We start from the raw sequence: 23329 nt of genomic DNA on the forward strand, positions 1-23329 counted from the left end.
GTGATGCGGGTGGAATCGGTGCAGAACGCCAACGACATGGCGACCTGTGTGGCGAAGGGCATCTGCGGCGACGAGAAGCCGTACAAGGCGTTCCCGTGGTTCTGGTCGAACCAGTATGACCTGCGCCTGCAGACCGCCGGCATCAACATGGGCTTCGACCAGACTGTCGTCCGCGGCGACGTGAGCGCGCGCAGCTTCTCGGTGGTCTACCTCAGGGACGGCAAGGTGCTGGCGCTGGACTGCGTGAACATGGTCAAGGATTACGTCCAGGGCCGCAAGCTCGTCGAAGCGGGCGCGCGGCCTGACCTTGAGCGCCTGGCCGACGCGGCCACTCCGCTCAAGGAACTCGTCTGACCCTGGCCTCCCCATCGTCCGCTGACGGTGGGGAGGAGCGCAGACGGTCGCAGGCCCAGCGCGCCGCGTCGGCAACCCCCGGATCCGGGTCACCCAGCAGGGCCTCGACCTGCCCAAGCAGCGCTGAACGGCCGCTGTTGCCGGCGGCGTAAAGACAATTCCTGACAAACCTGTCGCGCCCGATCCGCTTGATGGGGCTGCCTGAGAACAAGGCGCGAAAGCCGGTGTCGTCCAGCGTCAGAAGATCGGCGAGGTCAGGTGCGGTCAGCTCGGCGCGTGGGAGGAACGCCTTCATCCGGCGCGCCGTGGCGGCGAACTTGTTCCACGGGCACACCGCCAGACAGTCGTCGCAGCCATAGATGCGGTTTCCCAGCCCTTCGCGCAGGTCTTCGGGCACCGGGCCCTTGTGTTCGATGGTCAGGTAGCTGACGCAGCGGCGGGCATCGAGCCGATAAGGCGCAGGGAAGGCGTCGGTCGGGCAGGCGTCCTGGCAGGCGCGGCACGAGCCGCAACGGTCCCGACCCGGCGGGGACGGCGGCAGGTCCAGCGTGGTGTAGATCTCGCCCAGGAACAGCCACGAGCCGTGCTCCCGGCTCACCATATTGGTGTGCTTGCCCTGCCACCCCAGCCCGGCAGCGGCAGCAAGCGGCTTCTCCATCACGGGCGCGGTGTCGGTGAAGACCTTCACGCCAACCGGGCCCAGGCCCTGCCGCTCGCCCTCCGACACGATCCAGCGCGCGAGATGCTTCAGCGCCTTCTTGACGGTATCGTGGTAATCGGCGCCCTGCGCGTAGGTTGAAATGCGGCCGATGCCATTCTCGTCAGCCAGGCGCAGCGGGTCGCTGGCGGGGGCATAGCTCATGCCGAGAGCGATCACGCTGCGCGCCTCGGGCCAGAGCCCTTCAGGGCTGCGGCGGTGATGCGCGCGCTCCTCCATCCAGGTCATCGTCCCGTGCATGCCTTCGGCAAGCCACTGGTCAAGGCGCGCGGTACGAGCCGGGTCAGGCCTTGCGGATGTAATTCCAAAGGCACAAAAACCGAGCGCGCGCGCTTGATCCTCTACAGACTGGCTGAAAGCGGTTATCCCGTCCTTAACCCGGTCTGCATCATCGTCGTCATAGGAACTGGAGCCAGAGGGCCTCATGGATGCGCAAGTAGGAGATCCCGGGTTGACCGGCAATGCGCGAAGCGACGAACGCCCGATCGCGATCGAAGCGCGCGCGCTGGTGAAGCGGTTCGACCGTACCACCGCCGTTGACGGTGTCGATCTTTCGGTGCCCCAGGGCTCTGTCTACGGCATCCTTGGGCCTAACGGTGCCGGCAAGACCACGACCCTGCGGATGCTGCTGGGCATCATAGAGCCCGATTCGGGCTACCGCCGGATACTCGGCGCCGAACGGCCACACGATGTGGCTCACGCCATCGGCTACTTGCCCGAAGAGAGAGGGCTCTATCCTTCTATGAAGGCCACGGACGCCATCGCCTTCCTTGGCGCGTTGCGGGGCCTGCCGTTGCAGGAGGGGCGCAGGCGGGCAGGCGAATTGCTGGAACGTCATGGCCTCGGGTACGCTGCGGACCGGCAGATCCGGCAATTGTCGAAGGGCATGGCGCAGCAGGTGCAGATACTGGGCACGATCGTGCACCGGCCTCGTCTGGTCATCTTCGATGAGCCGTTTTCCGGACTGGACGCTCTGAACCAGGGGAAGTTGGAAGCCATGATGCGCGGGCTCGCGGCGGAAGGGACGACGGTGATCTTCTCCACTCACGTCATCGCCCATGCCGAGCGCCTGTGCGACGAAGTGGCCATCATCGCCGGAGGGCGAGTGCCCTTCGCAGGTCCTGTTGACGAGGCGAGGGACTGGATCCCTGCGCAGGTCAGGCTCGAGACGAGGGCGCAGGACGGCGCCTGGCGTTCAGCCCTGCCGCCGGACGCGCGGCGGGACGGCCGGTTCTGGCATTTCACCCTGCCCGAAGGCGGCATCGAACCGCTTTTGCGGGCGCTGATCGCGGGAGAGGCCGGCATCCTGTCACTGTCGATCGAGCGCGCGGGATTGCACGACGCCTTCGTCGCGATCGCGGGAGAGGCTGCGGCACGCGCACTCAAGGACGAGAAGCCCGAGGAACCCCACCGATGACTCCTGATTCGCCGATTGCTGCGCATCGCGGCCGCCTGTCGATGCTGGCGGCTGCCTGGGTCGTCGCGCGGCGGGACTTCACCGCAATCCTGTTCTCGCGCACGTTTTTCTTCTTCCTCCTCGGCCCGCTGTTTCCAGTGATCGTGGGCGTTCTTGCCGGGAGTGTCGGCAACCGAGTTGCGGAGAGCGGCGCGGGGCCGAGCATTGCCGTGGTCATGCAGGAGGGGGACGCCCGTGCGATGGTCCAGGCGCGAGATGCTTTGGCCGATCGCCTGGGGGAGGGGTTGCCTCGCCTCGCGGTGGCGGCGGACGAGGCCTCGGCAACGCGCGGCGGCGCCGGCGCGGTCCTGTCCGGCAGCCCGGCGGCGCCCGTGCTCTCGGGCCCTTCCGCCCAGATCGAGGGGTGGAGCGGCGACGTGGCAATGATCGCCGCTCAGGCGCGGGAGGATTCGCTCCGTTCCTGGCCCCGTGTCCGGCTTGAGCCGAAGGGAGACGCGCGGCCGACCGATCGGCGGTCCCGCCTGAAGACGGCGCAAGGGGCGCAGACGCTGCTTTTCCTCCTTACGATGATGCTTGCAGGCATGGTTCTGTCGAACCTGGTCGAGGAGAAGGGGAACAAGATCATAGAGGTGCTGGCGGCGGCCATTCCCATGGAATCGGTCTTCTTCGGCAAGCTGTTTGCGATGCTGGGTGTTTCGCTGGTCGGCATCGCGGTCTGGGCGGCGGTGGGCGCTCCGGTGCTGATGGCCGCCAGCGCGACGCTTCCGTTGCCGGAACCTGCCGTGGGCTGGCCCATGCTCGTCGGCCTTGGCGTCGTCTACTTCGCAATGGCCTACCTGCTGCTGGGGTCCGTGTTCCTGTCGATCGGGTCGCTGGCGAACACGGTGCGCGAGGTTCAGACGCTGTCCATGCCGGTGACGATGATGCAGCTCATGCTGTTCTTCTTCGCCACCTACGCCATGACTCAGCCGGGCAGCCCTGTGGAGATACTGGCCGCGGTACTGCCGTTCAGTTCGCCTTTCGCCATGCTGGCGCGGGCAGCGCAGGAGCCGGCGCTCCTACCCCACGTTGCCGCCCTGGCCTGGCAGACGCTATGGGTCTTTCTGCTGGTGAAGGGCGGAGCAACACTGTTCCGCAAGCGGGCGATGAAATCCGGTCCGCAGGGTGGCGGCCGCCCCTGGTGGCGGCGCGCCCGTGCCTAGACGAAGGGCACGTCCGGCTGCATCTTGAAGGCGCAGACGGCCAGTTCCTCAAGGCTCATCAGTTGGCGGAAGACCAGGCCATAGTCCGGGTGCTTTCGCCAGCAGACCGTCGCTTCGAATTCGGGGAGCACGACTCCTTCGATGCGCAGATGCTGTCCGATTGCCAGGTGACGGTTTGTCTCGATGCAGGCGCCCTGCCGGGAGATATCGCGAACGTGAGCCGCGGACTTTTCGCCGTTGACGACGATGCAGGCCTCTTCCGTGACTTTGATGCGGATGGGGCGCTTGGGGTAAGGGCCAGCTTCGGCGATGAACCGCTGGACGTCGATTGGAGCGTCGAAGCGGAAGCCGGCTTCACCGGCATTCTCCCACACCTTTTCCACGCCGAGGCGATGGCCGGCCACGCTTTCAAGGTAGAGCCGCCGTTCAGCCGCGAGAGAGTGGAAGAGCCGCAGCCTTACGCCCGTTTCCGAAACGTCGCGCACGATGGATAGGTATTCACCGTAGTTCCCGATGAGCTTCGCAGCCCGCAGCAGCAGAGCAAAACGCGGGCTGGCGCGCTGCTCCTCATAGGTCTGGGGCCTTGGGGACAGGCTTTCGGGTGAAATCATGTCAGTAGTGCCTCATCCTGGACGCGCCGCCTTCACACGAACGTCTTGCGTCAGGACACCATCTATTTCTTTTTCTTGGTGCGCAATTGTAAATGAGATCATTTATGTAATTCAACTGCGCGCCCGGCGGCAAGTACTGGCCGCATCGGTCTGGTGCGGGCGGCGGGACTCGAACCCGCACTGGGATACCCAAGCGGATTTTAAGTCCGCAGCGTCTACCATTCCGCCACGCCCGCACACAGCGACCGGAAAGCCGCCTCTACCTGCGCCGGGGCGGCGGTGCAATGATCCTTGAAAGGGGCGCTACTCGGCGCTGTCGTTCAGGCGAACGCGCATCTCCTTGCCGGGCTTGAAGTAAGGTACTCGCTTTTCCGGCACTTCGACACTTTCCCCAGTGCGGGGGTTGCGACCCTTTCGGCCGTCCCGCTGCCGCGTCGAGAACGCACCGAAGCCGCGCAGCTCCACGCGGCCGCCGTCCGCGAGGCGGCGACTGATTTCCTCGAAGAACGTGTCGACGGCGCGCTCGACATCCTCGGCGCGCAGTTCGGGGTTCTCTTTGGCGAGAATCTGTAGCAATTCCGACCTGATCATCGCTGTTTTCCCGGCAATAGAATCTTGAAAAAATGCGCGAAGGAAATTTTTTCCTTCCGCGCGCTTAAACAGATATTTCGTGGCCTCTCCCCGACCGCGCTGGAAAATGCCACCGGGCGCCACTTCGCGCAATGCCTTCGCACCACCTGCGGGAAAGTCAGTATCTGCTGGGTCAAAACACCGTCTGCGGACACGCTCCTGCCATTTACACCGTCGCATTGCGCGCTAACGTCGATCGCTTTCATACGCGGCCGGTTGGCCGCATCTTATAATCAGACAAGACAGGGCGCGAAGGCACCAGCACCATGAAGGATATTGCACTTTGGAATGAAGGGGACTGGATCGCCGCGATCGGCGCCGTGTTCCTCTTCGCCGTGCTCGCCATTGGCGGCGTGATCGCGACGCGCAAGAGCGAGGAGTTCGTGGGGCATCCCCGTGGTCTCTTCGTCCTCTTCTACGCCGAAATGTGGGAGCGCTTCTCCTACTATGGCATGCGGGCGTTGTTGATCCTCTATCTCACCAAGTTCTGGCTGTTTTCGGACGGCTCATCGAACCTGATCTATGGAGCCTACACCAGCCTGGTCTACATCACTCCGGTCCTTGGCGGCTATCTCGCCGACCGTTGGCTGGGGCAGCGCAAGGCCGTCCTGTTCGGCGGACTGGTGCTGGCGCTGGGCCACCTGTTCATGGCGTACGAAGGCCTTCAGGGCGTGACCGATCCGGCCGTGAAGCAGGCGGATCCGGCGATCGACGTGTTCTGGCTCGCGCTGGCGCTCATCATCGTGGGCTCCGGCTTCCTGAAAGCGAACATCTCGGTGATCGTCGGGCAGCTCTACAAGATGACCGATACGCGCCGTGATGCCGCGTACACGATCTTCTACATGGGCGTGAACACGGGCGCGGCACTGGGCACGATCCTGGTCGGCTACCTGGGCGAGACGATTGGCTGGTCGTGGGGCTTCGGCCTGGCAGGCATCGGCATGGTTCTGGGCCTCGTCATATTCGTCGTCGGCAAGCCGGCGCTCAGGGGCAAGGGCGAGCCGCCCAAGGTTCTGAGCCGGAACCACGAATTCGTTCTTTACGGCGTCGGTGCGGCGTCGGTTGCGGTGATCTGGTTCCTGATCCAGTACGTCGACGTCATCCAGACCCTGCTGGTGATCTCAGGCATCGCGATGCTGCTCTACACGCTTTACGAAGCGTTCAAGCTGCCCAAGGAACCGCGTGAGCGCATGTTCGCGATCCTGTTCCTGATCGCCCTCAACCCGCTGTTCTGGGGCCTGTTCGAACAGGCGGGCGGCAGCCTCAGCCTCTACACGGACAAGTTCGTGGATCGCGGCGGCGTGCCGACCAGCCTGTTCCAGTCGATTAATCCCATCTACATCGTGCTCTTCGGCCCCCTCTTCGCGGGCCTGTGGGCATGGCTGGGCAAGAAGGGCCTGGAGCCGAGTGCGCCGGCCAAGTTCGCGCTGGCGCTCGCACAAGTGGGACTGGGCTTCCTCGTCTTTTCGTGGGGCGCAGGATCGGGCGATCCCGCCGCGCTGACGCCGGTCATCTTCGTGTTCCTTATCTACATGCTGCACACGACAGGCGAACTGTGTCTCTCCCCGGTGGGGCTTTCGGCCATGACGCGGCTGTCGCCGCTGCATCTCGGCAGCTTTATCATGGGCGCATGGTTCTACATGACCGCAGTGGGCAACTTCGTGGCGGGCAAGATCGGCGAAGCCACAGGTGGTGAGAGCGGGATCATGGACAAGGCCGTGACGCTGTCGATCTACAGCAAGATCGGCTGGGTCACCGTTGCCGCTGGCGTCGTGGTGCTGGCGGTGTCGCCTATCGTGCGGCGCTGGATGCACCTCGACACGCTGGATGACCGCGTGAGCGACGACGATCTGGAAGGGCGGTCCACCGTCGGACTCGAAGCCCAGGAGGCGGGCGTTCACCCGACGACCAGGACAAAGTGATCCAGAGCGGCCCGGGAGCGATCCCGGGCCGTTCTTTTTTTAGAACAGGGGAATTCATCGATGAGGGTATCGCCTAGGAAGCAAGGACTGGGCCGGGGGCTGACGTGCAGCCTCATGCTTGGAGCAACGCTGGCACTCACGGCACAGCCGGCTGACGCCAGGAAGAAGGACCGCAAGGCGGCGTCTGCCGAAGCGCCGTACGCCTCGACGTACAAGCCCTATCCCGGCCGACCCACCGCCCTGGTGGGTGCAGTGGTCTATGACGGCCGCGGAGGCCGGATCGACAATGGTGTGGTACTTTTCAGGGACGGCAAGGTCGTGGCTGTCGGCGGGGCGGATCTTGCCGTGCCGGACGGGTACGATCGCGTCGACGCGGCGGGCAAGTTCGTGACGCCAGGTGTCATCGACATCCATTCGCATCTTGGGGTCTATCCCAGCCCTGCGATCGATGCGCTGTCGGACGGGAACGAGATGACGAAGCCCGTCACGCCGCACGTATGGGCGGAGCATTCGGTCTGGCCGCAGGACCCGGGCTTCAGCCGGGCGCTGGTGAACGGCGGCGTCACGACCCTGCAGATCCTTCCGGGGTCGGCCAACCTGATGGGCGGTCGCGCGGTGACCCTGCGCAACGTGCCGAGCCGCACCGTTCAGGGCATGAAGTTTCCCGGCGCGCCTTACTCGCTCAAGATGGCCTGCGGTGAGAATCCGAAGCGTGTCTACGGCGGCAAGGGACAGGAACCCTCCACCCGCATGGGCAATTTCGCGGTCAATCGCCAGACGTGGATCGACGCGCAGAAGTATATGAACGGTGACCACGCCGAACGTAACCTCGGCAAGGACACGCTCGAGGGTGTCCTGAAGGGCGAGATCCTCGTCCAGAACCACTGCTACCGGGCCGACGAGATGGCGCAGGTCCTCGATATGGCCAAGGAGTTCGGCTACAAGGTCACGGCGTTCCACCACGCGGTCGAGGCGTACAAGATCGGCGATCTTCTGAAGGCGAACGATGTCTGCTCGGCGATCTGGGCGGACTGGTACGGCTTCAAGATGGAAGCCTACGACGGCATCCCTGAAAACGCGGCTCTGCTGGCCAACCAGGGCGCCTGCGTGGTGATTCACTCAGACGACGAAAACGGTATCCAGCGGCTCAATCAGGCCGCGTCCCGCGCCCAGGCGGCGGGCAGGCGCATCGGCATCGACATTCCCGATGCACAGGTCGTCGGCTGGTTCACCTACAACGCGGCGAAGGCGATGGGCATCGGCGAGAAGACCGGTAGCCTTGAAGACGGAAAGATGGCCGACGTGGTGCTTTGGAACGGGAATCCGCTGTCGGTCTATTCGCGTCCGGACAAGGTCTGGATGGACGGCGCGCTGATGTACGATGCGGCCGATCCCAAGCGCAAGCCGGTCAGCGATTTCGAACTTGGACAGCCTGGTGAAGGAGACGTGAAATGAGCCGCCGCCTGCTTCTGGCAGCCCTGCTTGCCGCCGCTCCCGCGCCGGTCCTCGCGCAGGATTTCGCCATTACCAACGCCACCGTCGCGATCGGCGATGGCGCAGAACCTCTCCACAACGGCACCGTTGTGGTGCGCGGCGGAAGGGTCGTTGCCGCTGGCGCCGGGATTGCCGTCCCCGCCGGCATCGAGACGGTGGACGGCACCGGCAAGTGGGTGACCCCCGGCCTGTTCTCCGCCGTGACCGACCTTGGCCTCTGGGACATCGAAGCTCTGGACGAGAGCAACGACACCTCGGCCGACGCGTCGCCATTCAACGCCGCGCTGGACGTGGCTCCCGCGCTCAATCCCGCCAGCGAGCATATCGCCGTCAGCCGCGAAGGCGGCGTGACCCGCGCCACCGTTGCTCCCGTGCATGGCAAGTCGATCTTCGCCGGACAGGGTGCGGTGATCGACCTGGGCACCGATCCACAGATCCTCACCCGGCCCCGCGCCTTCCAGTACGTGGAACTGGGCGAGGCCGGGGGGCGCCTTGCCGGCGGCAGCCGCGTGGCGGCCTATACGGCGCTGCGCAACGCCCTGCGCGAAGCAACCGAAGCCGCACGTCTTGGCGGCACGGCGCAGCGGCAAAGCGATGTGCTCCTGACACGTGCGGACGCGGCGGCCCTGGCCCCGGTTCTGGACGGCACCCAGCCGCTCTACGTGGGTGTGGAACGCGCCGCGGACATCCGCAGTGTCCTCGCACTCAAGACCGAGTTCCCGAAGCTCAACCTCGTTATCGTGGGCGCAACCGAAGGCTGGCTCGTCGCTCCCGAGATTGCCGCGGCCGGGGTACCGGTCGTGACGATGCCGATGCGCGATCTGCCGGCCAATTTCGAATCGTTGGCAGCCACGATGTCCAACACCGGGCGCATGAAGAAAGCAGGCGTGAAGGTCGCGATCGGCATGTTCTCCGGGCACAACCAGCCGCGCTATGCTCCGCAACAGGCGGGCAACCTCGTGGCACTGACGAAGATGCCGGGCGCCGTCGGTCTCAGCTGGGGTGAGGCACTGGCCGCGATAACGTCCGTCCCGGCCGAGATCAGCGGTCTCGGCGGCAAGGCAGGCGTTCTTGCGCCGGGTGCGGTCGGGGACGTCGTGCTGTGGGACGGCGATCCGCTGGAGCTGGCTTCCGCTCCGGTGGAGGTGTGGATCGATGGTGTCAGGCAGCCCGCCAACAGTCGCCAGAGCCGCCTGCGCGCCCGATACCGGGATCTGGACGAAGCCTACCTGCCCAAGGCGTACGACTGGTAAGGAAGGGATGCAGGGGGCTCAGACCCCCTGCAGCTTTCTGCCGACACGCGTGGGGAGCAGGGGGTGAGAAGCCGCCGCTGCGCGCCTCACGGCGCTGTCAGGCGCGCGCTTCGCTCACACCGGCGCTGTTGTGACGCAGCGCCTTCAGCACCGTGTCAACGATCTGAGGCGCATTGAGGCCTGCCTCGTCGTACTGCGCTTCGGGCTTGTCCTGATCCTGGAAGATGTCGGGCAGGCGCATCGTGCGGATCTTGAGGCCCGCATCCGTCAATCCCTCGTCGCTGGCCATGGTGAGCACGTGCGCGCCGAGACCGCCGATCGCCCCTTCCTCGATGGTGACCACCACTTCGTGGCTCAGCATGAGCTTGCGGATGAGATCCGTATCGAGCGGTTTGGCGAATCGAAGATCCGCCACCGTGGTGGAAAGGCCCTTGGCTTCGAGATGATCCGCCGCCTTGAGCGCTTCGCCAAGGCGGGTGCCGAGCGAGAGCAGCGCAACCTTCGTGCCTTCGCGCACGATGCGGCCCTTGCCAATCTCCAGCAGCTGGGGCGTCTTCGGCATGTCCACGCCCACGCCATTGCCGCGTGGGTAGCGGAAGGCGATCGGCCCGGCGTCATACTTGGCTGCCGTGTGGACCATATGGACGAGTTCGGCCTCGTCCGCCGCCGCCATGACCACAAGGTTCGGCAGAGTGGCGAGATAAGTGATGTCGAACGAACCCGCGTGCGTCGCTCCGTCCGCGCCGACAAGGCCGGCGCGGTCGATGGCGAAGCGAACGGGAAGGTTCTGGATCGCCACGTCGTGAACGACCTGGTCGAAGGCGCGCTGGAGGAACGTGGAGTAGATCGCGCAGAAAGGGCGCATGCCCTGCGCCGCGAGACCGGCCGCAAAGGTTACCGCGTGCTGTTCGGCGATGCCGACGTCGAAGCTGCGTTCGGGGAACATCTGGGCGAACTTGTCGAGGCCGGTGCCCGTGGGCATGGCCGCCGTGATCGCGCAGATGGCGGGATCCCGTTCGGCCTCGGCGACAAGTGCCTTGGCAAAGACGCCGGTGTAGCTCGGCGGTCCTGCCGGTGCCTTGGCCTGCTCGCCGGTAATCACGTCGAACTTCTGGACGCCGTGGTACTTGTCGGCCGCGTTCTCGGCCGGTGCGTAGCCCTTGCCCTTCTGGGTCACGACATGGACGAGGATCGGCCCCTCGCCGGCGTCGCGCACGTTTTCCAGAACGGGAACGAGCGCCTCCAGATCGTGACCGTCGATCGGGCCGACGTAGTAGAAGCCCAGTTCCTCGAACAACGTGCCCCCCATCGCCATGCCCCGGGCGAACTCATCCGTCTTCTTGGCGGCCTGGTGAAGCGGGCGCGGGAGGCGGCGGGCGAACTTGCGGGCGAGCTCGCGCAGGCCGAGGAAACGGCCGGAGGAGACGAGACGGGCGAGATAGGCCGAAAGGCCACCGACGGGCGGGGCGATCGACATGTCGTTGTCGTTGAGGATCACGATCAGGCGGTTGCCTGCCTCGCGAGCATTGTTCATGGCTTCGTAGGCCATGCCCGCGCTCATCGCGCCATCGCCGATCACGGCGATGCCGCGCCCCGGCTCACGCTTGATCTTGCTGCCGATCGCAAAGCCCAGCGCGGCGGAGATCGAGGTCGAACTGTGCGCCGTTCCGAACGGGTCGTATTCGCTTTCCGAACGCTTGGTGAAGCCGGACAGCCCACCGCCCTGACGCAACGTGCGGATCCGGTCGCGCCGTCCCGTAAGGATCTTGTGCGGATAGGCCTGATGCCCCACGTCCCAGATCAACCGGTCGACCGGCGTATCGAAGACGTAATGGATCGCCACCGTCAGTTCGACCACACCAAGGCCGGAGCCCAGGTGACCGCCTGTCTGGCCCACAGCCGAGATCATTTCGCTGCGTAGTTCATCCGCCAGCTGGCGGAGCTGCGAAGGCTTGAGCTTGCGCAGATCGTCGGGGGTCGAAACCGTGTCGAGCAAAGGCGTGGCCGGGTTGGCGTTCATCGTCGGGCCCTTACACCCTTGAGCTGTACGTGTCGATTGACGGCTTGGAGAATATCGCCGCCGCCTTGGGGACCTGTGTGCAGCAGGAACGGTCGGACTGCAACGATCGTTCCCCTTGCGGTGCGATCCTCGGCAGGATCGCTCCGTTGTCAGGGGGCGTTGTTCCCCAGGGAGCGAAGGGGTGTCAGCTGCACTGCGCGCAGATGCCCCGCAGCTCAACCACCGGCCTCACGTCGGCAAACCCGGCGGTCCGGGCTGCGGCGATGAGAGCGCCGGTGAGCTTGTCGTCGTCGATATGCACGGCTTGGCCGCAGCTGTCGCAGATCAGGAAGATGCAGTCGTGCTGGCACCCCGGATGGCTGTTCGCCACATAGGCGTTCGCGCTTTCCACGCGGCGAGCAAGATTGGTGCGCACGAAGAGATCAAGGATGCGGTAGACGCTGTTCGGCGCCACGCGCTTGCCCCGAAGGGCCGACACCTTCTCCGCCAGGTCATAGGCGGAGGCGGGGCGGTCCATCTCCATCAGGGCGGAAAAGACGTCGGAACGCATGTCCGTCCATTGCTCGCCCGCATCGACGAGCGCACGGCGGGCCGCCTCTACGAGGTTGTCCCCTGAGTGTTCATGATGTGTATGATGACCCGACATGGGGCCGATATGGGCCTTTCGGCGCACCTGCGCAATCGGCGGCGCGATTACTCCGCCTGGGCGGCCTGCGCCGGCGGAAGCAGATCGTTCGAAAGCGGCGACATGTTGCCCAGACCCAGCGTGCCGAGCACCAGTAGCGCGCCACCGGCAAAGCCGAAAGCGAAGTAGCGGTAGAAGTCGGCCTTGAAGAGTCCCATGATGCTCGGCTTTCGATGTGTCCTGTGCGAACCGGCACCATGCCGGTGGTTTGCGCGAGAGCCCCTTTGGGGGGGGACGGCTTGCCGTCCAGTGAACGGCGGCCTCCCACCCCTCCATCGTCGACGAAACGCGCCCCTTTTGCGATGAACGGCAGTTCTTTGAGGCAACCTTACCCGAAGGACGCCGTCGCCAGCACGGAGAAGGCAACGAGGAGCAGGACCGGCAGAGCGGCGCATCCAAAGGGCAGGGCCGCTGCGGAAAGGGCGCTGCCGGGGCTCCGCAGCTTGCCGAGCCGCAGGAGCACGGCGGCAAGCATGAGGCCCACCATGAAGCCGGCGACAACGAGAGGTCCGATTTCGGTGACACTCATGGCCGCGGCAACACGTCTGGCGGACCTGCGACCATCAGTGCTTGAAGTGCCGCATTCCCGTGAAGACCATCGCGAGGCCCGCCTCATCGGCGGCTGCGATGACCTCGTCGTCGCGGATTGAGCCGCCTGGCTGGATAACGGCGGTGGCGCCTGCCTCGGCGGCGGCAAGGAGGCCGTCCGCGAACGGGAAGAAGGCGTCGGAGGCGACGGCGGAGCCCACTGTTCGAGGGGCATCCCAACCGAACTTCTCGGCGGCTTCGGCAGCCTTCATCGCGGCGATGCGCGAGGAATCGCGCCGGTTCATCTGGCCGGCGCCGATGCCTGCCGTCACGCCATCCTTCGCGTAGACGATCGCGTTCGACTTCACGTGGCGGGCGACGGTCCAGGCGAAGAGGCAGTCGGCAAGTTCGCGATCCGTCGGCGCGCGCTTGGTCACGACCGTGAGGTCGTCAAAGCCGATGGCGCCATTGTCGCGGCCCTGTACGAGCAGGCCGCCGGTGATCGGACGTACGGTGAGGCCACCGCGACGCGGGTCGGGCAGTTCGCCGGTGAGCAGCAGGCGCAGATTCTTCTTGCGGGCGAAGAATTCACGGGCGTCCTCATCGGCGTCCGGCGCGACGACCACTTCGGTGAAGATCTTGCAGATCGCCTCGGCGGTCGGGCCGTCGAGCGTCTGGTTGACCGCGACGATGCCGCCGAAGGCGGAGACGTCGTCGCAGGCCAGCGCGCCGTTCCAGGCGTCGAGGAGCGAATCGGCCTGTGCGACGCCGCAGGGATTGGCATGCTTGACGATCACGACGGCCGGCTTCTGGCCCTTGAACTCGGCCGCGAGTTCAAAGGCGGCGTCGGCGTCGTTGTAGTTGTTGTAGGACAACTCCTTGCCCTGCACCTGCTCCGCCTGTGCCAGGCCCTCGGTGAAAGGCCCGACGGGCGTATAGAGCGCGGCCTTCTGGTGCGGGTTCTCGCCGTAGCGCAGTTCCGTGGCGAGGCGGCCGTTGATGCTGAGCATTTCGGGGAACTCGAGGCCCTGGTCGGAGAAGGCGAACCACTGCGAGATCATCGAATCGTATGCCGCCGTCTGGGCGAAGGCGCGCGCCGCCATCAGCTTGCGAAAGCCCGGCGTGGTGCAGCCGTTCGTCGTTTCCAGTTCGGAGAGAAGGCCCGGATAGTCCTTCGGGTCCGTGACGATGGTGACGTAGGCGTGGTTCTTGGCGGCCGAGCGAACCATGGACGGGCCGCCGATGTCGATGTTCTCGATGATCTCGTCCCGCTCGGCGCCCTTCGCGACGGTCGCTTCGAAGGGGTAGAGATTGACCACCACGAGATCGATGCCGCCGATCGCGTGCTCTGCCATGGCGGCGGCGTGTTCGGGATTGTCGCGGACAGCGAGCAGGCCGCCGTGGACCATCGGGTGCAGCGTCTTCACGCGGCCGTCCATCATCTCGGGAAAGCCGGTGATCTCGGAGATATCCTTAACCGTCAGTCCCGCATCGCGCAGGGCCTTGGCCGTGCCGCCGGTGGATACGAGTTCGACGCCCCGCGCGCTCAGGACCTTGCCGAGTTCGGCGAGCCCCGTCTTGTCTGATACCGAGAGGAGGGCACGGCGGATCTGGACGGCGTCGGTCATGAGCGGGCTTCCTTGGAGCATGTCTCGTTGGGCGGGCCATTAGGACGGGCGGGAGAAGGGGGCAAGGGCCGGGCGGCGCTTTGTCCGAATGGCGGGACGCCGTGTGCGGCTCAGTTCATTTTCTTGATGAGCCAGCCGAAGGTTCCGCCGCCGCGCGAGACCATGCCCTGCATCACGATCTGCTGTGTGGCCTGCGGTCGGCCTTGCCCATCGACCCACAGCGAGTCTTCGACAGTGATTTCGCCGTCCTCGCTCGTCGAACGGAACTGCCAGTGGCTCCCATCGGGGAGCGACAGCCCTGCGCCGCGTCCATCGGCGCTGAGATTCACATCGACCTCCGGACCCAGGTGGAAGCGGATGGCGAAGCCGACCTTGCCACGCTTCGCCTTTTTCCCGGTGGGCAGCAGGAGATCCTCGCCGCGCAGCTCCGTGCCGTCGTCGCGCAGCAGAAGGATTCGCTGGTGCGTGAGGCCATACCGCGAGGCATAGCCGTTATGGCTGGCTTCGAGCCGCGTGGCGTTGGCGCCGGTTTCCTGTCGCAGCGTCTTGCGATCGACGGCGACTTCGGTAACGCCCGAGCCGATCATGCCGTTGATGAGGACGGCGGTGGAATTCGCATCGTCCAGGATCAGCGTCGAGTGGGCCGCGGTAGCGCGCAGCCCCTGTTCGAGGCGCACGGGCACCAGGCCCCCGCCGCTCGCTGCACCGCCGCAGTTCACCACCAGCCGGTGCGGGCCGTGCGACAATTCGAACGCGAGCGTCGAAGCGCAGCCGAAACGCGCCTGCGAAGGCATCGGCGGCGGCGCGGTGTCGAACTGCAGGATCGACTTGTTCGCCGACACCCGCTGATATCCCCACTGCCGCACGTCGCGCAGCGGGCGAGCGCGTACTCCGCTCGCGTGGATGAGGGCTTCGACGTCCACGCTGTCGACCGCCCAGCCACCCTGCCACGAGCCCAGCCCGCCATCCCCGTGCGTGAGGGCGAGGAGAGGGGGGACCAGCAGTTCCAGCACGCGCTCCACCGCCGGTGGAGCGTCGCGGCGCGTGGCGTGATAGCAGTTGCGCAGGCGGATCAGCAGCGCAATCGCTTCCATCTGGGCCAGCGGGCTACGCGAAAGCACGCCGCCATCGTCGCCCATCAGTTCGCCCAGAGCCCGGATCAGCCCGGCTTCTCCATAGAGGCGCCGCGCCCGTCCATCGGGCAGGAGCAGTCCGGCCGCGACAATGCCCACCCAGCCGGCCACCTCGGCCAGCCCATCCTCCGCGTTCGTCACATGGCGGTCCAGCCAGCGGGCGGTCGCGGAGATGTGTGCCAGCGTCCGCAGGCGCAGCGCCTTCTCGCCGGAAAGGATCAGCGGAGCATGAGCAAGCCAGTTCGCCAGGCGTGTGCCGGTGTTGCCGACGCTCCACGCCGGGGCTTTTCCGGGTTTTGGGGCAGGTTTTGGATTTGCCTGCAGCCACGCGCCCAGGATGCGCTCTGCGACAGGAGCGCCCTGTTCCCGTGGAGCGCAGGCCTCGAGATCCGTAAGCCATGAGAAGGAGTGAACCACCTTCTCGAGCGGGGGCGTCATGCGGGCGATGCCGGCAAAGTCGATCTGCGCGATCGGCGTCTTGGCGCCGTGGACGAGGAAATGCCCGGCGCGAACGGCGGTGCCGGCCAAGCGGTTGCCGGGGAGGGTGTTATTGACCGTGGCCAGGAGCCGCGTTCGCCCCTTCGCACCCATGGATCCGGACAGCATCGCGCCTGGCACGCCCAGGCGATAGGCCATGCGCAGCAGGCGATCACCCATGCCGACGTCGGGAGAGGAGAAATCCACCAGCGCCAGGGCCCGGCCCGGTTCCACATGACCGGGTTGGACACGCTCCATCGCGGGAACGAAGCCCTGTGAAGCAGGAACACGTGCTCCGCGCTCGCCTAGCGCCATCTCTGCCATGTCCGTCGCACCCTCCCCTCCAGCCTGTGACGGAGGAATTGCTCCGGCTGCATCCGGGTTCCATGTCGCAGGCTGCGGGTGGGTGCGGAGCGTCACGGCTGGTCGAGGCCCTTCAGGGTGCGAATGTTGGCGGCATAGTGCGCCGGGCCGCCCTTGAAGGTTGCCGAACCGGCCACCAGCACGTCGGCACCGGCGTCCACGCATAGCGGGGCCGTGCGCGCATCGACGCCGCCATCGACTTCGAGGCGGATGTCCCGACCCGACTTCTCGATCATCTTGCGCACGGCTTCGATCTTGCGCAGCTGGCTGGTGATGAAGCTCTGCCCGCCGAAGCCCGGATTGACGCTCATGATGAGGACGAGGTCGATCTCGTCGATCAGGTAGTCGAGCATCTTGGCCGGGGTTGCAGGGTTCAGCGAAATGCCGGCCTTCTTGCCGAGGTTGCGGATGGTCTGCACCGTGCGGTGCACGTGCGGCCCTGCTTCAGGGTGGACCGTGATGTAGTCCGCGCCGGCATCCGCGAAAGCTTCCAGGTAGGCGTCCACAGGGGAGATCATGAGGTGGACGTCGAAGGGCTTGGTGCTGTGCGGCCGCAGGGCCTTCACGACAGCCGGTCCGATCGTGATGTTTGGCACGAAATGGCCGTCCATGACGTCGATGTGAATCCAGTCGGCTCCGGCCTCGTCGATGGCGCGGACTTCTTCACCGAGCCGGGCGAAGTCGGCGGAGAGGATGGAGGGGGATATCAGGGGGACTGTCATGGCTGTGTGACCAACGCTCCTTTTCCCCGGGATACGCCACCCCGTCTCGGGCCGACAAGCCGTCTGCACGCCTTTTCCACACGCGATCCTGCACGATCGCGGACGGAAGGGCAAAAGCGACCATGATGCGCCGAGCCGAGGCTTTCCTTCGACGAAACAGTGGGTTCAGAGCGTGTTCACGGCAACTCGGGCACTAGAAGCCAAGACAAAGGTTGCACATGTCGTGACCGTCTGCTGGGCGGCCGGGATCCACGCGAACAGGATAGAGATGACGAAGACTGATTTCAGGACTACTCCGCTGCGGCGGCTACCTTCGGCGCTTGCCCTGGTAGCCATAGCCGGCCTCTTGGGTCCGACGCCTGCGCTGGCGCAGTACCGCAACGAGATTCGCAATGACCTGCAGCGTTGCCATTCCGACCGGGGCTCCGCCCTTTTAGTCACGGTGGACGGGATCAAGGCGTCGACCGGAAAGATTCGCGTGCAGTCCTATCGCGCGACGGCAGGGGAGTGGCTAGCCAAGGGCAAGTGGCTTGCCCGTGTCGAGGCTCCCGCCCGTGCCGGCACGATGACCTTCTGCGTGCCTGTCCCCGCTGCCGGCACTTATGGCATTGCCGTCCGCCATGACGTCAACGGCAACGGCAGCACGGATATCCGGACCGATGGCGGTGCCATGTCCAACAACCCCTCGATCAGCATCTTCAATCTCGGGAAGCCCAGCTACACCAAGGTGGGCGTTCCGGTCGGAAACGGCGTCAAGTCCATCCGCATCCAGATGAAGTACATGTAAGCAGCCGTTCAGGCCTTCGCGGTTGCCCGCCGTCGTTCGAGGATGGTGCGGGCGTCCGCAAGGTCTGCCGGTTTGTCGACGTCGACGGCGGCAAGCCCCTCCCGGGCCGCGACAAGGCTTGCAGACACGCCGATCCTGCGGCCCAGGCGTCCGATGGCTCCCGACAGCGGAAGCCGGCCAAGCGCGTAGCCGAGCAGCATGCCCGGCCCCAGCCGCGCGGCGATGCGCCACGGGCGTTTCCGGTCCGCCTCCACCGTCTTCCACGTGTCGATGGCAAGACCGGCCCGCGCCGTAGCGAGCAGGAAGAGGTTGCAGCCGGACCAGTGACCATCCGCTAAGCGCAGATAGGTGCGCCGGCTGCCCGGCATGGCGGCCTCGATCGCGGCCCTGTCGGCAAGAAGGACCGCCACATCCGCTTCCTGCGGCGCATCGGCGATGAAGTCGCGGACCCACTCGGCCTTCAGTAGCGCATGGTCGCTGGTCGTCACCAGGAGCGGCGCTCCCAGCGCATCGAGGGCGATGGCGACGCTCGCGCTTGGGCCCGAGCCCGTGGCAAGAACCTCGCAACCGAGCCGCAGCGCCAGATCGCGCACCTCCCTGTCACTGGCCGAAACGGCCACCCTTTCGATACCGGCACCGCGCAGGGCAGCTACCACGTGGGCGAGCATGGGGCGCCCGGCGATCTCGACAAGCGCCTTGTGCGAGACGCCTTCGGCCTGTGCGACCGGATCGGGAGCGCCGGGCCGGGAGCCGGCCAGCACCAGAGCGGCTGCAGCGGGAGAAAGGTTCATGGTGCACCTGCCTTTTTGCGCCGCCAGACGTGCCAGAGCACGCCGGGCGCGGCAAGGACGGGATGCCGTTCCCGCCAGGGAGTGATGGTGACGGGCACGCCGGTATGCCGCTCGATCTTCCAGGCGGCATAACGGGCTGCGCCTTCGAAGGTGGTGGAAGCCTTGAGGAGCCGCAGCACGTTGTAAGGCTTCCCGAGACGCCGGCGCCGGGCCCACCATGCAAGAGTGCGGGCGCGCTGGCCGGTTGAAAGCTGCGGATGGAGCGTCGGTCCCGAGGTTGTGAAGGGTATCCCCGCGCTCTCCAGGGCCAGCGGCAGCAGCCCGTCGAAGTGCGCGCGGTTCACGGCCAGGATCGAATCCTCCCGGCCGGCTTTCTCGACACGGAACTCGGCGGCGTAAGTGGCCCGGAACAAGGCGCGCCAGTAATCCTCTGCGGTTCCGGAGGCGGGGCCCAGCGCAACCGCCAGCCGCGCCGCCGTGCGTGCCGCGCCCGCAACCGCTGCGGCGATCCCTTCTGCCGCGGCTGCGTCGCGCTGCCAGGCAAGGGCGCTTGGCTGCACGAACCGGGCCCAGATGGTCGTGTCGAGACGTTCGCCGGCAGCAGCCGAGCGGAAGGTCTCCAGCGCCATCGTCGCCACCTTGGCGCGAAGGGGGACGCCGTTGCAGGACCATTCGTGGTAGCTGACCCGCGGCCACACCCGCTCTACCTGCGCACCGGGAAGCAGCACATAGAAGTCGAGCACGCCCTCGAGGGAGCCCGTACGCAGGTTCGAGCCGTAGAACACCACGCCGAGAGCCCCGGCATGGTTGCCGAGCCGCTCGGCGAAGGCGTGAACTTCAGGCATGACCTCACGGGTGAGGGCGGCCGCTATCCGATCTTCGAGAAGAGGCGTGTCAGTCATGCGCGCGTAAGTCGAACAGGCCCGGGCCATTTACAAGCCTTCTGGCGAGCGTGTCAGGGAACCACGAAGCTAAGCTGCGGGCCTTCCTCGACGATGTAGCGACCGGCCGGGAACGCCTCGCCATCGAGGATGAAGGGGCCGCCGATGTCCATCTCCACCATTCTTGCGCTGAAGCGCTGCGCGCCCTTGCGGCTCAGGACGGGCAGATTGAAGCCGAACATCATGGCAGGCAGCAGCGCCACCAGCCAGCGGATCGGCGAATCAATGACGGCAAGCTTCAGGCCCGGCGCGGGCGAACGTCCGAACGGCCTTGCGCCCAAGGGAAACCGTTCGAAAGTGGTCGCGATCGTGAGGTAGCGTTCGTCCGCACTGCCGTCCCCGTGGTAGGGCAGGCGGGCGCCGCTGTGTGGATCGCTGATGCGCGTGGGGACGCAGGCACGCCAGGCGTTGCGGGCGCCGCCGAACAGCGTCTGGATCACACCCCACAGGATGGTGAGGCCGACCGCGAAGCTGTTGAATGCGCCGCGCCTGTGCGCTTCCTGGCCGGCTTCGGTCGCGATGGTGAACGCGCCGGTGCCAAGGATGAATCCCTGCACGCACTGGGTTGATCCATCGGCGGGGGAGATACGCAAAGGGCGGCGCCAGATGGTCTTGCCTCCATTGGCCGCGTGAAGGGCTTCGCTCAGGGACCAGTGATTCGGCAGGCCGAGATCAACGGCCAGCGCGTTCGTCTTTCCCTTGGGGAGGACGATGAAGGTGGGCCAGTCATCGCGGAAGATGTCGGCGCCGGCGGACAGCACGTCGCGCACGGTGCCGTCGCCGCCGTCCACCACGAGATAGTCTATGCCACGCCGCGCGAACTCGGCCAGGGTATAGTGCAGTTCCTGCCGCGTGCGGGGCGTCTGGGTAAGGATGTTGGAACAGTCCGCCATCTCCGGGGAGACGCCCTTGTTGCGATGACTGCGCGGATTGCGGACGATACCCACCAGCGGAACGGCGCGACGGGAAGGGCGGGAAGGGCGGGAATTATCCCGGCTACCAAGCTCACCGAAGATCGGCAGCGTTTCGAAGGAGTGAATGTGTCCGTGCACGGTCACTCATTTAGTGTCGCTCGTCCGGAAAATCACCCTCAAATAGGGCGTGACACATTTAAGTTACACTTATGTTGCGGTCCGGGACGGGTCTTGCCCGAGTGCAGACCCGCACCGGCGCAGGGCGATTGTCAGCGCGCCTGCTTGCTTCTAATCCCCATTCATGAAGCAAGATATGAACGTGCTGCCGGTCGTCACGATCGGCGCTAATCCTGTGAAACTCTGGGGCCTTTCGCCCGCGCAGCGGGTCGGCCGGATAGCCCGCGCGGCCGGCATGAGGCCGACAGAAGATGTCCCTTCGGGCGCGGCGGTGCTGTCGAACGCCAGGTTCGCCTGGGATCCGGCCTGGTTCGCTAACATCGTGGAGCGGCCCGGGACGGTGTTGACCCTGGGCGGCGTGCCTGCTCTCGCCCATACGGCGGATGGCGGTCAGACCGCACGCATCGCCGAGGCCATGGCCCGCGATGTTCCGCTGGAGGACCGCGCGGGCATGGAGCTCATCGCCTTCGAGGACGGGCCGACGATCGAGAACAAGCAGCTCAGGAAGCGCGAGACGCCCTTTCTCATGGCGCTGACGCCCGATACGCTGCGGCCGATCGAGCGAGCCAGCTACTTCGGCGCCTATAAAGGCGTCACTGACCTCCTGACCAAATACCTCTGGCCGGAATGGGCGCTGGTGCTGACGCGCATCTGCGCAAGGCTTGGCGTGACGCCCAACATGGTGACGACCGTAGGGGCCGTGTTCTGCGTGGTGGCGACCGTGCTGTTCGCTTACGGCCACTACTGGGCCGGCATGGCGACGGGGCTGGTGTTCATGGTTCTGGACACGGTGGACGGCAAGCTGGCGCGCTGTACCATCACGTCTTCGGCCTGGGGCAACGTGTTCGATCACGGCATGGATCTTGTCCACCCTCCGTTCTGGTGGTGGTTCTGGGCCACCGGCCTCGGCGCCTGGGGGCTGGCCTACGACACCGCGACGTTCTGGTGGGTGCAGGGCGCAATCCAGGGCGGTTATGTCGTGCAGCGCCTGATCGAGGGCATTTTCATGCGTCAGAACGGTGCGATGCACATCCACGTCTGGCGCCGATTCGACAGCCGCTTCCGCCTCATCACGGCACGGCGTAACCCGAACATGGTGATCCTGTTCATCGCGATGGTGTTCTCGCGCCCGGACCTGGGGCTGATCGCCGTCGCGTGGTGGACCGTCATCTCCTGCCTCATCCATGCAGTACGGCTGGTCCAGGCCTGGATCGTGCGCGCCCGGGGCGGTATGATCCGCTCCTGGCTGGCGGAGGGCTGAGGCGATGAACGCAACCTGGGAAAAGTTCGGCTGGCCGCAAACGGCGGTTGCCGAATTCCCGCATTGGGTGGTTCTGGCCCGCCCGGCGCAGCCGACGCTGGGCTCCCTCGTGCTCGCGGCGCGCAGCGAGGCAACGGCGTTCGGTGATCTGCCGGCTGAAGCGCACGCCGAGTTGAAGGCTGCCACGACCGCCATCGAGCGCGCTCTCGGCCTTGCGGTGGGTTACGCCAGGCTCAATTACCTGATGCTGATGATGGTGGACCCGCACGTCCATTTCCACGTCATTCCCCGTTACGAGGGCACACGGGAGTGGAACGGGCGTACCTTCACCGACCATGGCTGGCCGAAAGTCCCGGACCTGGGGCAGGCGGTTACGCCCGACGATGCGGATCTCGAAGCGCTGGTCGCCTGGCTGAAAGGCCACTTCGCTTGAGAAGCGCCCCGGCTTTGCCGGGGCGTCCGATCACCACGTGTCGGTCAGTCTGGTGGCGATTTCGATGTCGTTGAGAAAGTCGACTTCGGCCCAGTCCAGCCCCTCGATCGAAACCGTGCCCACCTTTTCGGAGGGCGCAATGGAATCGATCACCTTCAGGTACCAGTGCTGTACGCCCTCGGGCGTGCGCATCGCCTGGCGGACGGTCTCCCGGAACAGGTCTGCCCCTTCGCCCCGGAAGGCGAGAAAGCCGATTGATTCGGCATTCGACTGCGCGGCGGTCAGCGTCTTGCCGATATGAATGAGGCGGCCGGCGGACGTGCGTTCCACCTTCATGTCGTCGCTGTCGTAGCCCTCCGCCTTCACGTCCACCGTCACGGTGATCGGCCAGGGCTTGCCGTCAGGACCGGTGGCGCCCTGCTGGACGACCTGCACGATGTCTTCGGACACCAGCGTGTCGCCGTTGAGGATCAGGAAATCCCCGCGCATGGCTTCACGCGCGATCCAGCATGAACCGAGATTGTCCGCGACCTTGAAGAACGGGTTGAACCTGACGGTGATCTCCACGCGCGGATCGTGAATGGCGTTGAGGTGCTCTTCGAGCATGTCGGTCATGAAGCCGGTGACGACGTCGATCCGCTTCACGCCGCCGCGGGCCAGCATCTCGATCTGCCATTCGATCAGCGATCGGCCGGAAAAGTCGATCATGCACTTGGGACGCTCGGCCGTCAGGGGCAGAAGGCGCGAGCCCTGCCCGGCGCTGAGAAGTATGGCGTGTTCGATCATGATCCGGCTTCGTTGTGGAGAGATAGGGAAGCGCGCGCTTACCCTCTGCGCGCCGAAAGGGAAAGCGCGCTGCGGGTGAGCG

Annotated in this window: 23 protein-coding genes and 1 tRNA gene; 9 read left to right on the forward strand and 15 right to left on the reverse strand. The window is 65.8% G+C overall.

All coding sequences use genetic code 11. From position 1 onward, the window contains the following. A partial coding sequence (locus QOL62_RS09385; protein ID WP_283406046.1) for an oxidoreductase C-terminal domain-containing protein occupies positions 1-354 on the forward strand: 354 nt, incomplete at its 5' end. On the opposite strand, the gene queG is transcribed toward QOL62_RS09385, so the two are convergent. After that, the gene (gene queG / locus QOL62_RS09390; protein WP_283406047.1) at positions 338-1498 is read right to left on the reverse strand and encodes a tRNA epoxyqueuosine(34) reductase QueG; all 1161 of its coding nucleotides are present in this window, start codon (positions 1496-1498) and stop codon (positions 338-340) included. The two genes, QOL62_RS09385 and queG, sit on opposite strands and share 17 nt — an antisense overlap. Here queG and QOL62_RS09395 point away from each other — a divergent pair. Beyond that, positions 1497-2489: an ABC transporter ATP-binding protein gene (locus QOL62_RS09395; protein ID WP_283406048.1), complete on the forward strand. Its 993-nt coding sequence runs from the start codon at positions 1497-1499 to the stop codon at positions 2487-2489. The genes queG and QOL62_RS09395 overlap by 2 nt on opposite strands. After that, on the forward strand, positions 2486-3691 hold the full coding sequence (locus tag QOL62_RS09400) for an ABC transporter permease (protein ID WP_283406049.1): 1206 nt from the start codon (positions 2486-2488) through the stop codon (positions 3689-3691). Before QOL62_RS09395 ends, QOL62_RS09400 begins: the two co-directional genes overlap by 4 nt. Here the strand turns inward: QOL62_RS09400 and QOL62_RS09405 are convergent. The 3 genes from QOL62_RS09405 to QOL62_RS09415 all read right to left on the reverse strand — a co-directional run bounded on the left by QOL62_RS09405 (position 3688) and on the right by QOL62_RS09415 (position 4893). Continuing rightward, entirely contained in the window at positions 3688-4302 is a 615-nt protein-coding gene (locus QOL62_RS09405) for a PilZ domain-containing protein (RefSeq protein WP_283406050.1), read from the reverse strand. The two genes, QOL62_RS09400 and QOL62_RS09405, sit on opposite strands and share 4 nt — an antisense overlap. Before the next feature lie 151 nt (positions 4303-4453). Next, positions 4454-4538, reverse strand: a tRNA-Leu gene (locus QOL62_RS09410). Between the two features lie 67 nt (positions 4539-4605). Continuing rightward, positions 4606-4893 (reverse strand): integration host factor subunit beta, encoded by a 288-nt coding sequence (locus tag QOL62_RS09415; RefSeq protein ID WP_283406241.1) that lies wholly within the window; start codon positions 4891-4893, stop codon positions 4606-4608. Positions 4894-5198: 305 nt separating this feature from the next. Between QOL62_RS09415 and QOL62_RS09420 the strand changes: the two genes are divergently transcribed. Genes QOL62_RS09420 through QOL62_RS09430 form a run of 3 tightly spaced genes read left to right on the forward strand, consistent with a single transcriptional unit; the run spans position 5199 to position 9601 of the window. Beyond that, positions 5199-6854 carry a peptide MFS transporter gene (locus QOL62_RS09420; RefSeq protein ID WP_103727924.1) on the forward strand — a complete coding sequence of 552 codons (1656 nt, stop codon included), beginning with the start codon at positions 5199-5201 and terminating at the stop codon, positions 6852-6854. Between the two features lie 60 nt (positions 6855-6914). Further along, positions 6915-8309 carry an amidohydrolase gene (locus tag QOL62_RS09425; protein ID WP_379501963.1) on the forward strand — a complete coding sequence of 465 codons (1395 nt, stop codon included), beginning with the start codon at positions 6915-6917 and terminating at the stop codon, positions 8307-8309. Continuing rightward, on the forward strand, positions 8306-9601 hold the full coding sequence (locus tag QOL62_RS09430) for an amidohydrolase family protein (RefSeq protein WP_283406051.1): 1296 nt from the start codon (positions 8306-8308) through the stop codon (positions 9599-9601). Before QOL62_RS09425 ends, QOL62_RS09430 begins: the two co-directional genes overlap by 4 nt. Positions 9602-9698: 97 nt before the next feature. On the opposite strand, the gene dxs is transcribed toward QOL62_RS09430, so the two are convergent. The 7 genes from dxs to rpe form a co-directional block, all read right to left on the reverse strand. Further along, entirely contained in the window at positions 9699-11621 is a 1923-nt protein-coding gene (dxs, locus tag QOL62_RS09435) for a 1-deoxy-D-xylulose-5-phosphate synthase (RefSeq protein ID WP_283406052.1), read from the reverse strand. A gap of 184 nt (positions 11622-11805) precedes the next feature. Then, positions 11806-12267: a Fur family transcriptional regulator gene (locus QOL62_RS09440; protein ID WP_103727928.1), complete on the reverse strand. Its 462-nt coding sequence runs from the start codon at positions 12265-12267 to the stop codon at positions 11806-11808. A gap of 47 nt (positions 12268-12314) precedes the next feature. After that, entirely contained in the window at positions 12315-12464 is a 150-nt protein-coding gene (locus QOL62_RS09445; RefSeq protein ID WP_199183757.1) for a hypothetical protein, read from the reverse strand. A 170-nt stretch (positions 12465-12634) separates the two neighbouring features. Beyond that, positions 12635-12835, reverse strand: coding sequence for a hypothetical protein (locus QOL62_RS09450; protein WP_103727929.1), 201 nt, complete (start codon positions 12833-12835; stop codon positions 12635-12637). A 34-nt stretch (positions 12836-12869) separates the two neighbouring features. Further along, positions 12870-14462, reverse strand: coding sequence for a bifunctional phosphoribosylaminoimidazolecarboxamide formyltransferase/IMP cyclohydrolase (purH, locus tag QOL62_RS09455; protein WP_283406053.1), 1593 nt, complete (start codon positions 14460-14462; stop codon positions 12870-12872). 110 nt (positions 14463-14572) lie between these two features. Further along, complete coding sequence (locus QOL62_RS09460) at positions 14573-16396, reverse strand: heparinase II/III family protein (RefSeq protein ID WP_369825689.1); 1824 nt, start codon at positions 16394-16396, stop codon at positions 14573-14575. Between the two features lie 92 nt (positions 16397-16488). After that, on the reverse strand, positions 16489-17157 hold the full coding sequence (rpe, locus tag QOL62_RS09465) for a ribulose-phosphate 3-epimerase (RefSeq protein WP_103727932.1): 669 nt from the start codon (positions 17155-17157) through the stop codon (positions 16489-16491). Positions 17158-17425: 268 nt separating this feature from the next. Here rpe and QOL62_RS09470 point away from each other — a divergent pair, with 268 nt between their 5' ends. Beyond that, positions 17426-17944 carry a DUF2141 domain-containing protein gene (locus tag QOL62_RS09470; RefSeq protein ID WP_283406054.1) on the forward strand — a complete coding sequence of 173 codons (519 nt, stop codon included), beginning with the start codon at positions 17426-17428 and terminating at the stop codon, positions 17942-17944. 8 nt (positions 17945-17952) lie between these two features. Here QOL62_RS09470 and QOL62_RS09475 read toward each other — a convergent pair whose 3' ends face one another. From QOL62_RS09475 to QOL62_RS09485, 3 genes are read right to left on the reverse strand one after another with little or no spacing between them, the layout of a single operon-like run. Beyond that, positions 17953-18735, reverse strand: coding sequence for a nucleotidyltransferase family protein (locus tag QOL62_RS09475; RefSeq protein WP_283406055.1), 783 nt, complete (start codon positions 18733-18735; stop codon positions 17953-17955). Then, positions 18732-19637: a hypothetical protein gene (locus QOL62_RS09480; RefSeq protein WP_283406056.1), complete on the reverse strand. Its 906-nt coding sequence runs from the start codon at positions 19635-19637 to the stop codon at positions 18732-18734. Before QOL62_RS09480 ends, QOL62_RS09475 begins: the two co-directional genes overlap by 4 nt. A gap of 53 nt (positions 19638-19690) precedes the next feature. Beyond that, positions 19691-20734, reverse strand: a complete 1044-nt coding sequence (locus tag QOL62_RS09485; protein WP_283406057.1) for a diacylglycerol/lipid kinase family protein — start codon at positions 20732-20734, stop codon at positions 19691-19693. A 157-nt stretch (positions 20735-20891) separates the two neighbouring features. Between QOL62_RS09485 and QOL62_RS09490 the strand changes: the two genes are divergently transcribed. Further along, positions 20892-22028, forward strand: a complete 1137-nt coding sequence (locus QOL62_RS09490) for a CDP-alcohol phosphatidyltransferase family protein (protein WP_283406058.1) — start codon at positions 20892-20894, stop codon at positions 22026-22028. A gap of 4 nt (positions 22029-22032) precedes the next feature. Continuing rightward, positions 22033-22461: an HIT family protein gene (locus QOL62_RS09495; RefSeq protein WP_283406059.1), complete on the forward strand. Its 429-nt coding sequence runs from the start codon at positions 22033-22035 to the stop codon at positions 22459-22461. A gap of 30 nt (positions 22462-22491) precedes the next feature. Here QOL62_RS09495 and QOL62_RS09500 read toward each other — a convergent pair whose 3' ends face one another. Beyond that, a complete protein-coding gene (locus QOL62_RS09500) occupies positions 22492-23247 on the reverse strand; it encodes a phosphocholine cytidylyltransferase family protein (RefSeq protein WP_283406060.1) in 756 nt (251 codons plus the stop codon). Positions 23248-23329 lie beyond the last annotated feature (82 nt).

This window comes from Novosphingobium panipatense (genome assembly GCF_900182875.1).
In the GTDB taxonomy this organism is placed as follows: Bacteria; Pseudomonadota; Alphaproteobacteria; order Sphingomonadales; family Sphingomonadaceae; genus Novosphingobium; species Novosphingobium panipatense.

What these genes read in the sequence shown, in the direction of transcription:
- QOL62_RS09395 (WP_283406048.1), top strand. Translation starts at nt 1,497, where the DNA reads ATGGATGCGCAAGTAGGAGATCCCGGGTTGACCGGCAATGCGCGAAGC.
- queG (WP_283406047.1), bottom strand. Translation starts at nt 1,498, where the DNA reads ATGAGGCCCTCTGGCTCCAGTTCCTATGACGACGATGATGCAGACCGG.
- QOL62_RS09400 (WP_283406049.1), top strand. Translation starts at nt 2,486, where the DNA reads ATGACTCCTGATTCGCCGATTGCTGCGCATCGCGGCCGCCTGTCGATG.
- QOL62_RS09405 (WP_283406050.1), bottom strand. Translation starts at nt 4,302, where the DNA reads ATGATTTCACCCGAAAGCCTGTCCCCAAGGCCCCAGACCTATGAGGAG.
- QOL62_RS09415 (WP_283406241.1), bottom strand. Translation starts at nt 4,893, where the DNA reads ATGATCAGGTCGGAATTGCTACAGATTCTCGCCAAAGAGAACCCCGAA.
- QOL62_RS09420 (WP_103727924.1), top strand. Translation starts at nt 5,199, where the DNA reads ATGAAGGATATTGCACTTTGGAATGAAGGGGACTGGATCGCCGCGATC.
- QOL62_RS09425 (WP_379501963.1), top strand. Translation starts at nt 6,915, where the DNA reads ATGAGGGTATCGCCTAGGAAGCAAGGACTGGGCCGGGGGCTGACGTGC.
- QOL62_RS09430 (WP_283406051.1), top strand. Translation starts at nt 8,306, where the DNA reads ATGAGCCGCCGCCTGCTTCTGGCAGCCCTGCTTGCCGCCGCTCCCGCG.
- dxs (WP_283406052.1), bottom strand. Translation starts at nt 11,621, where the DNA reads ATGAACGCCAACCCGGCCACGCCTTTGCTCGACACGGTTTCGACCCCC.
- QOL62_RS09440 (WP_103727928.1), bottom strand. Translation starts at nt 12,267, where the DNA reads ATGTCGGGTCATCATACACATCATGAACACTCAGGGGACAACCTCGTA.
- QOL62_RS09445 (WP_199183757.1), bottom strand. Translation starts at nt 12,464, where the DNA reads ATGGGACTCTTCAAGGCCGACTTCTACCGCTACTTCGCTTTCGGCTTT.
- QOL62_RS09450 (WP_103727929.1), bottom strand. Translation starts at nt 12,835, where the DNA reads ATGAGTGTCACCGAAATCGGACCTCTCGTTGTCGCCGGCTTCATGGTG.
- purH (WP_283406053.1), bottom strand. Translation starts at nt 14,462, where the DNA reads ATGACCGACGCCGTCCAGATCCGCCGTGCCCTCCTCTCGGTATCAGAC.
- QOL62_RS09460 (WP_369825689.1), bottom strand. Translation starts at nt 16,396, where the DNA reads ATGGCAGAGATGGCGCTAGGCGAGCGCGGAGCACGTGTTCCTGCTTCA.
- rpe (WP_103727932.1), bottom strand. Translation starts at nt 17,157, where the DNA reads ATGACAGTCCCCCTGATATCCCCCTCCATCCTCTCCGCCGACTTCGCC.
- QOL62_RS09470 (WP_283406054.1), top strand. Translation starts at nt 17,426, where the DNA reads ATGACGAAGACTGATTTCAGGACTACTCCGCTGCGGCGGCTACCTTCG.
- QOL62_RS09475 (WP_283406055.1), bottom strand. Translation starts at nt 18,735, where the DNA reads ATGAACCTTTCTCCCGCTGCAGCCGCTCTGGTGCTGGCCGGCTCCCGG.
- QOL62_RS09480 (WP_283406056.1), bottom strand. Translation starts at nt 19,637, where the DNA reads ATGACTGACACGCCTCTTCTCGAAGATCGGATAGCGGCCGCCCTCACC.
- QOL62_RS09490 (WP_283406058.1), top strand. Translation starts at nt 20,892, where the DNA reads ATGAAGCAAGATATGAACGTGCTGCCGGTCGTCACGATCGGCGCTAAT.
- QOL62_RS09495 (WP_283406059.1), top strand. Translation starts at nt 22,033, where the DNA reads ATGAACGCAACCTGGGAAAAGTTCGGCTGGCCGCAAACGGCGGTTGCC.
- QOL62_RS09500 (WP_283406060.1), bottom strand. Translation starts at nt 23,247, where the DNA reads ATGATCGAACACGCCATACTTCTCAGCGCCGGGCAGGGCTCGCGCCTT.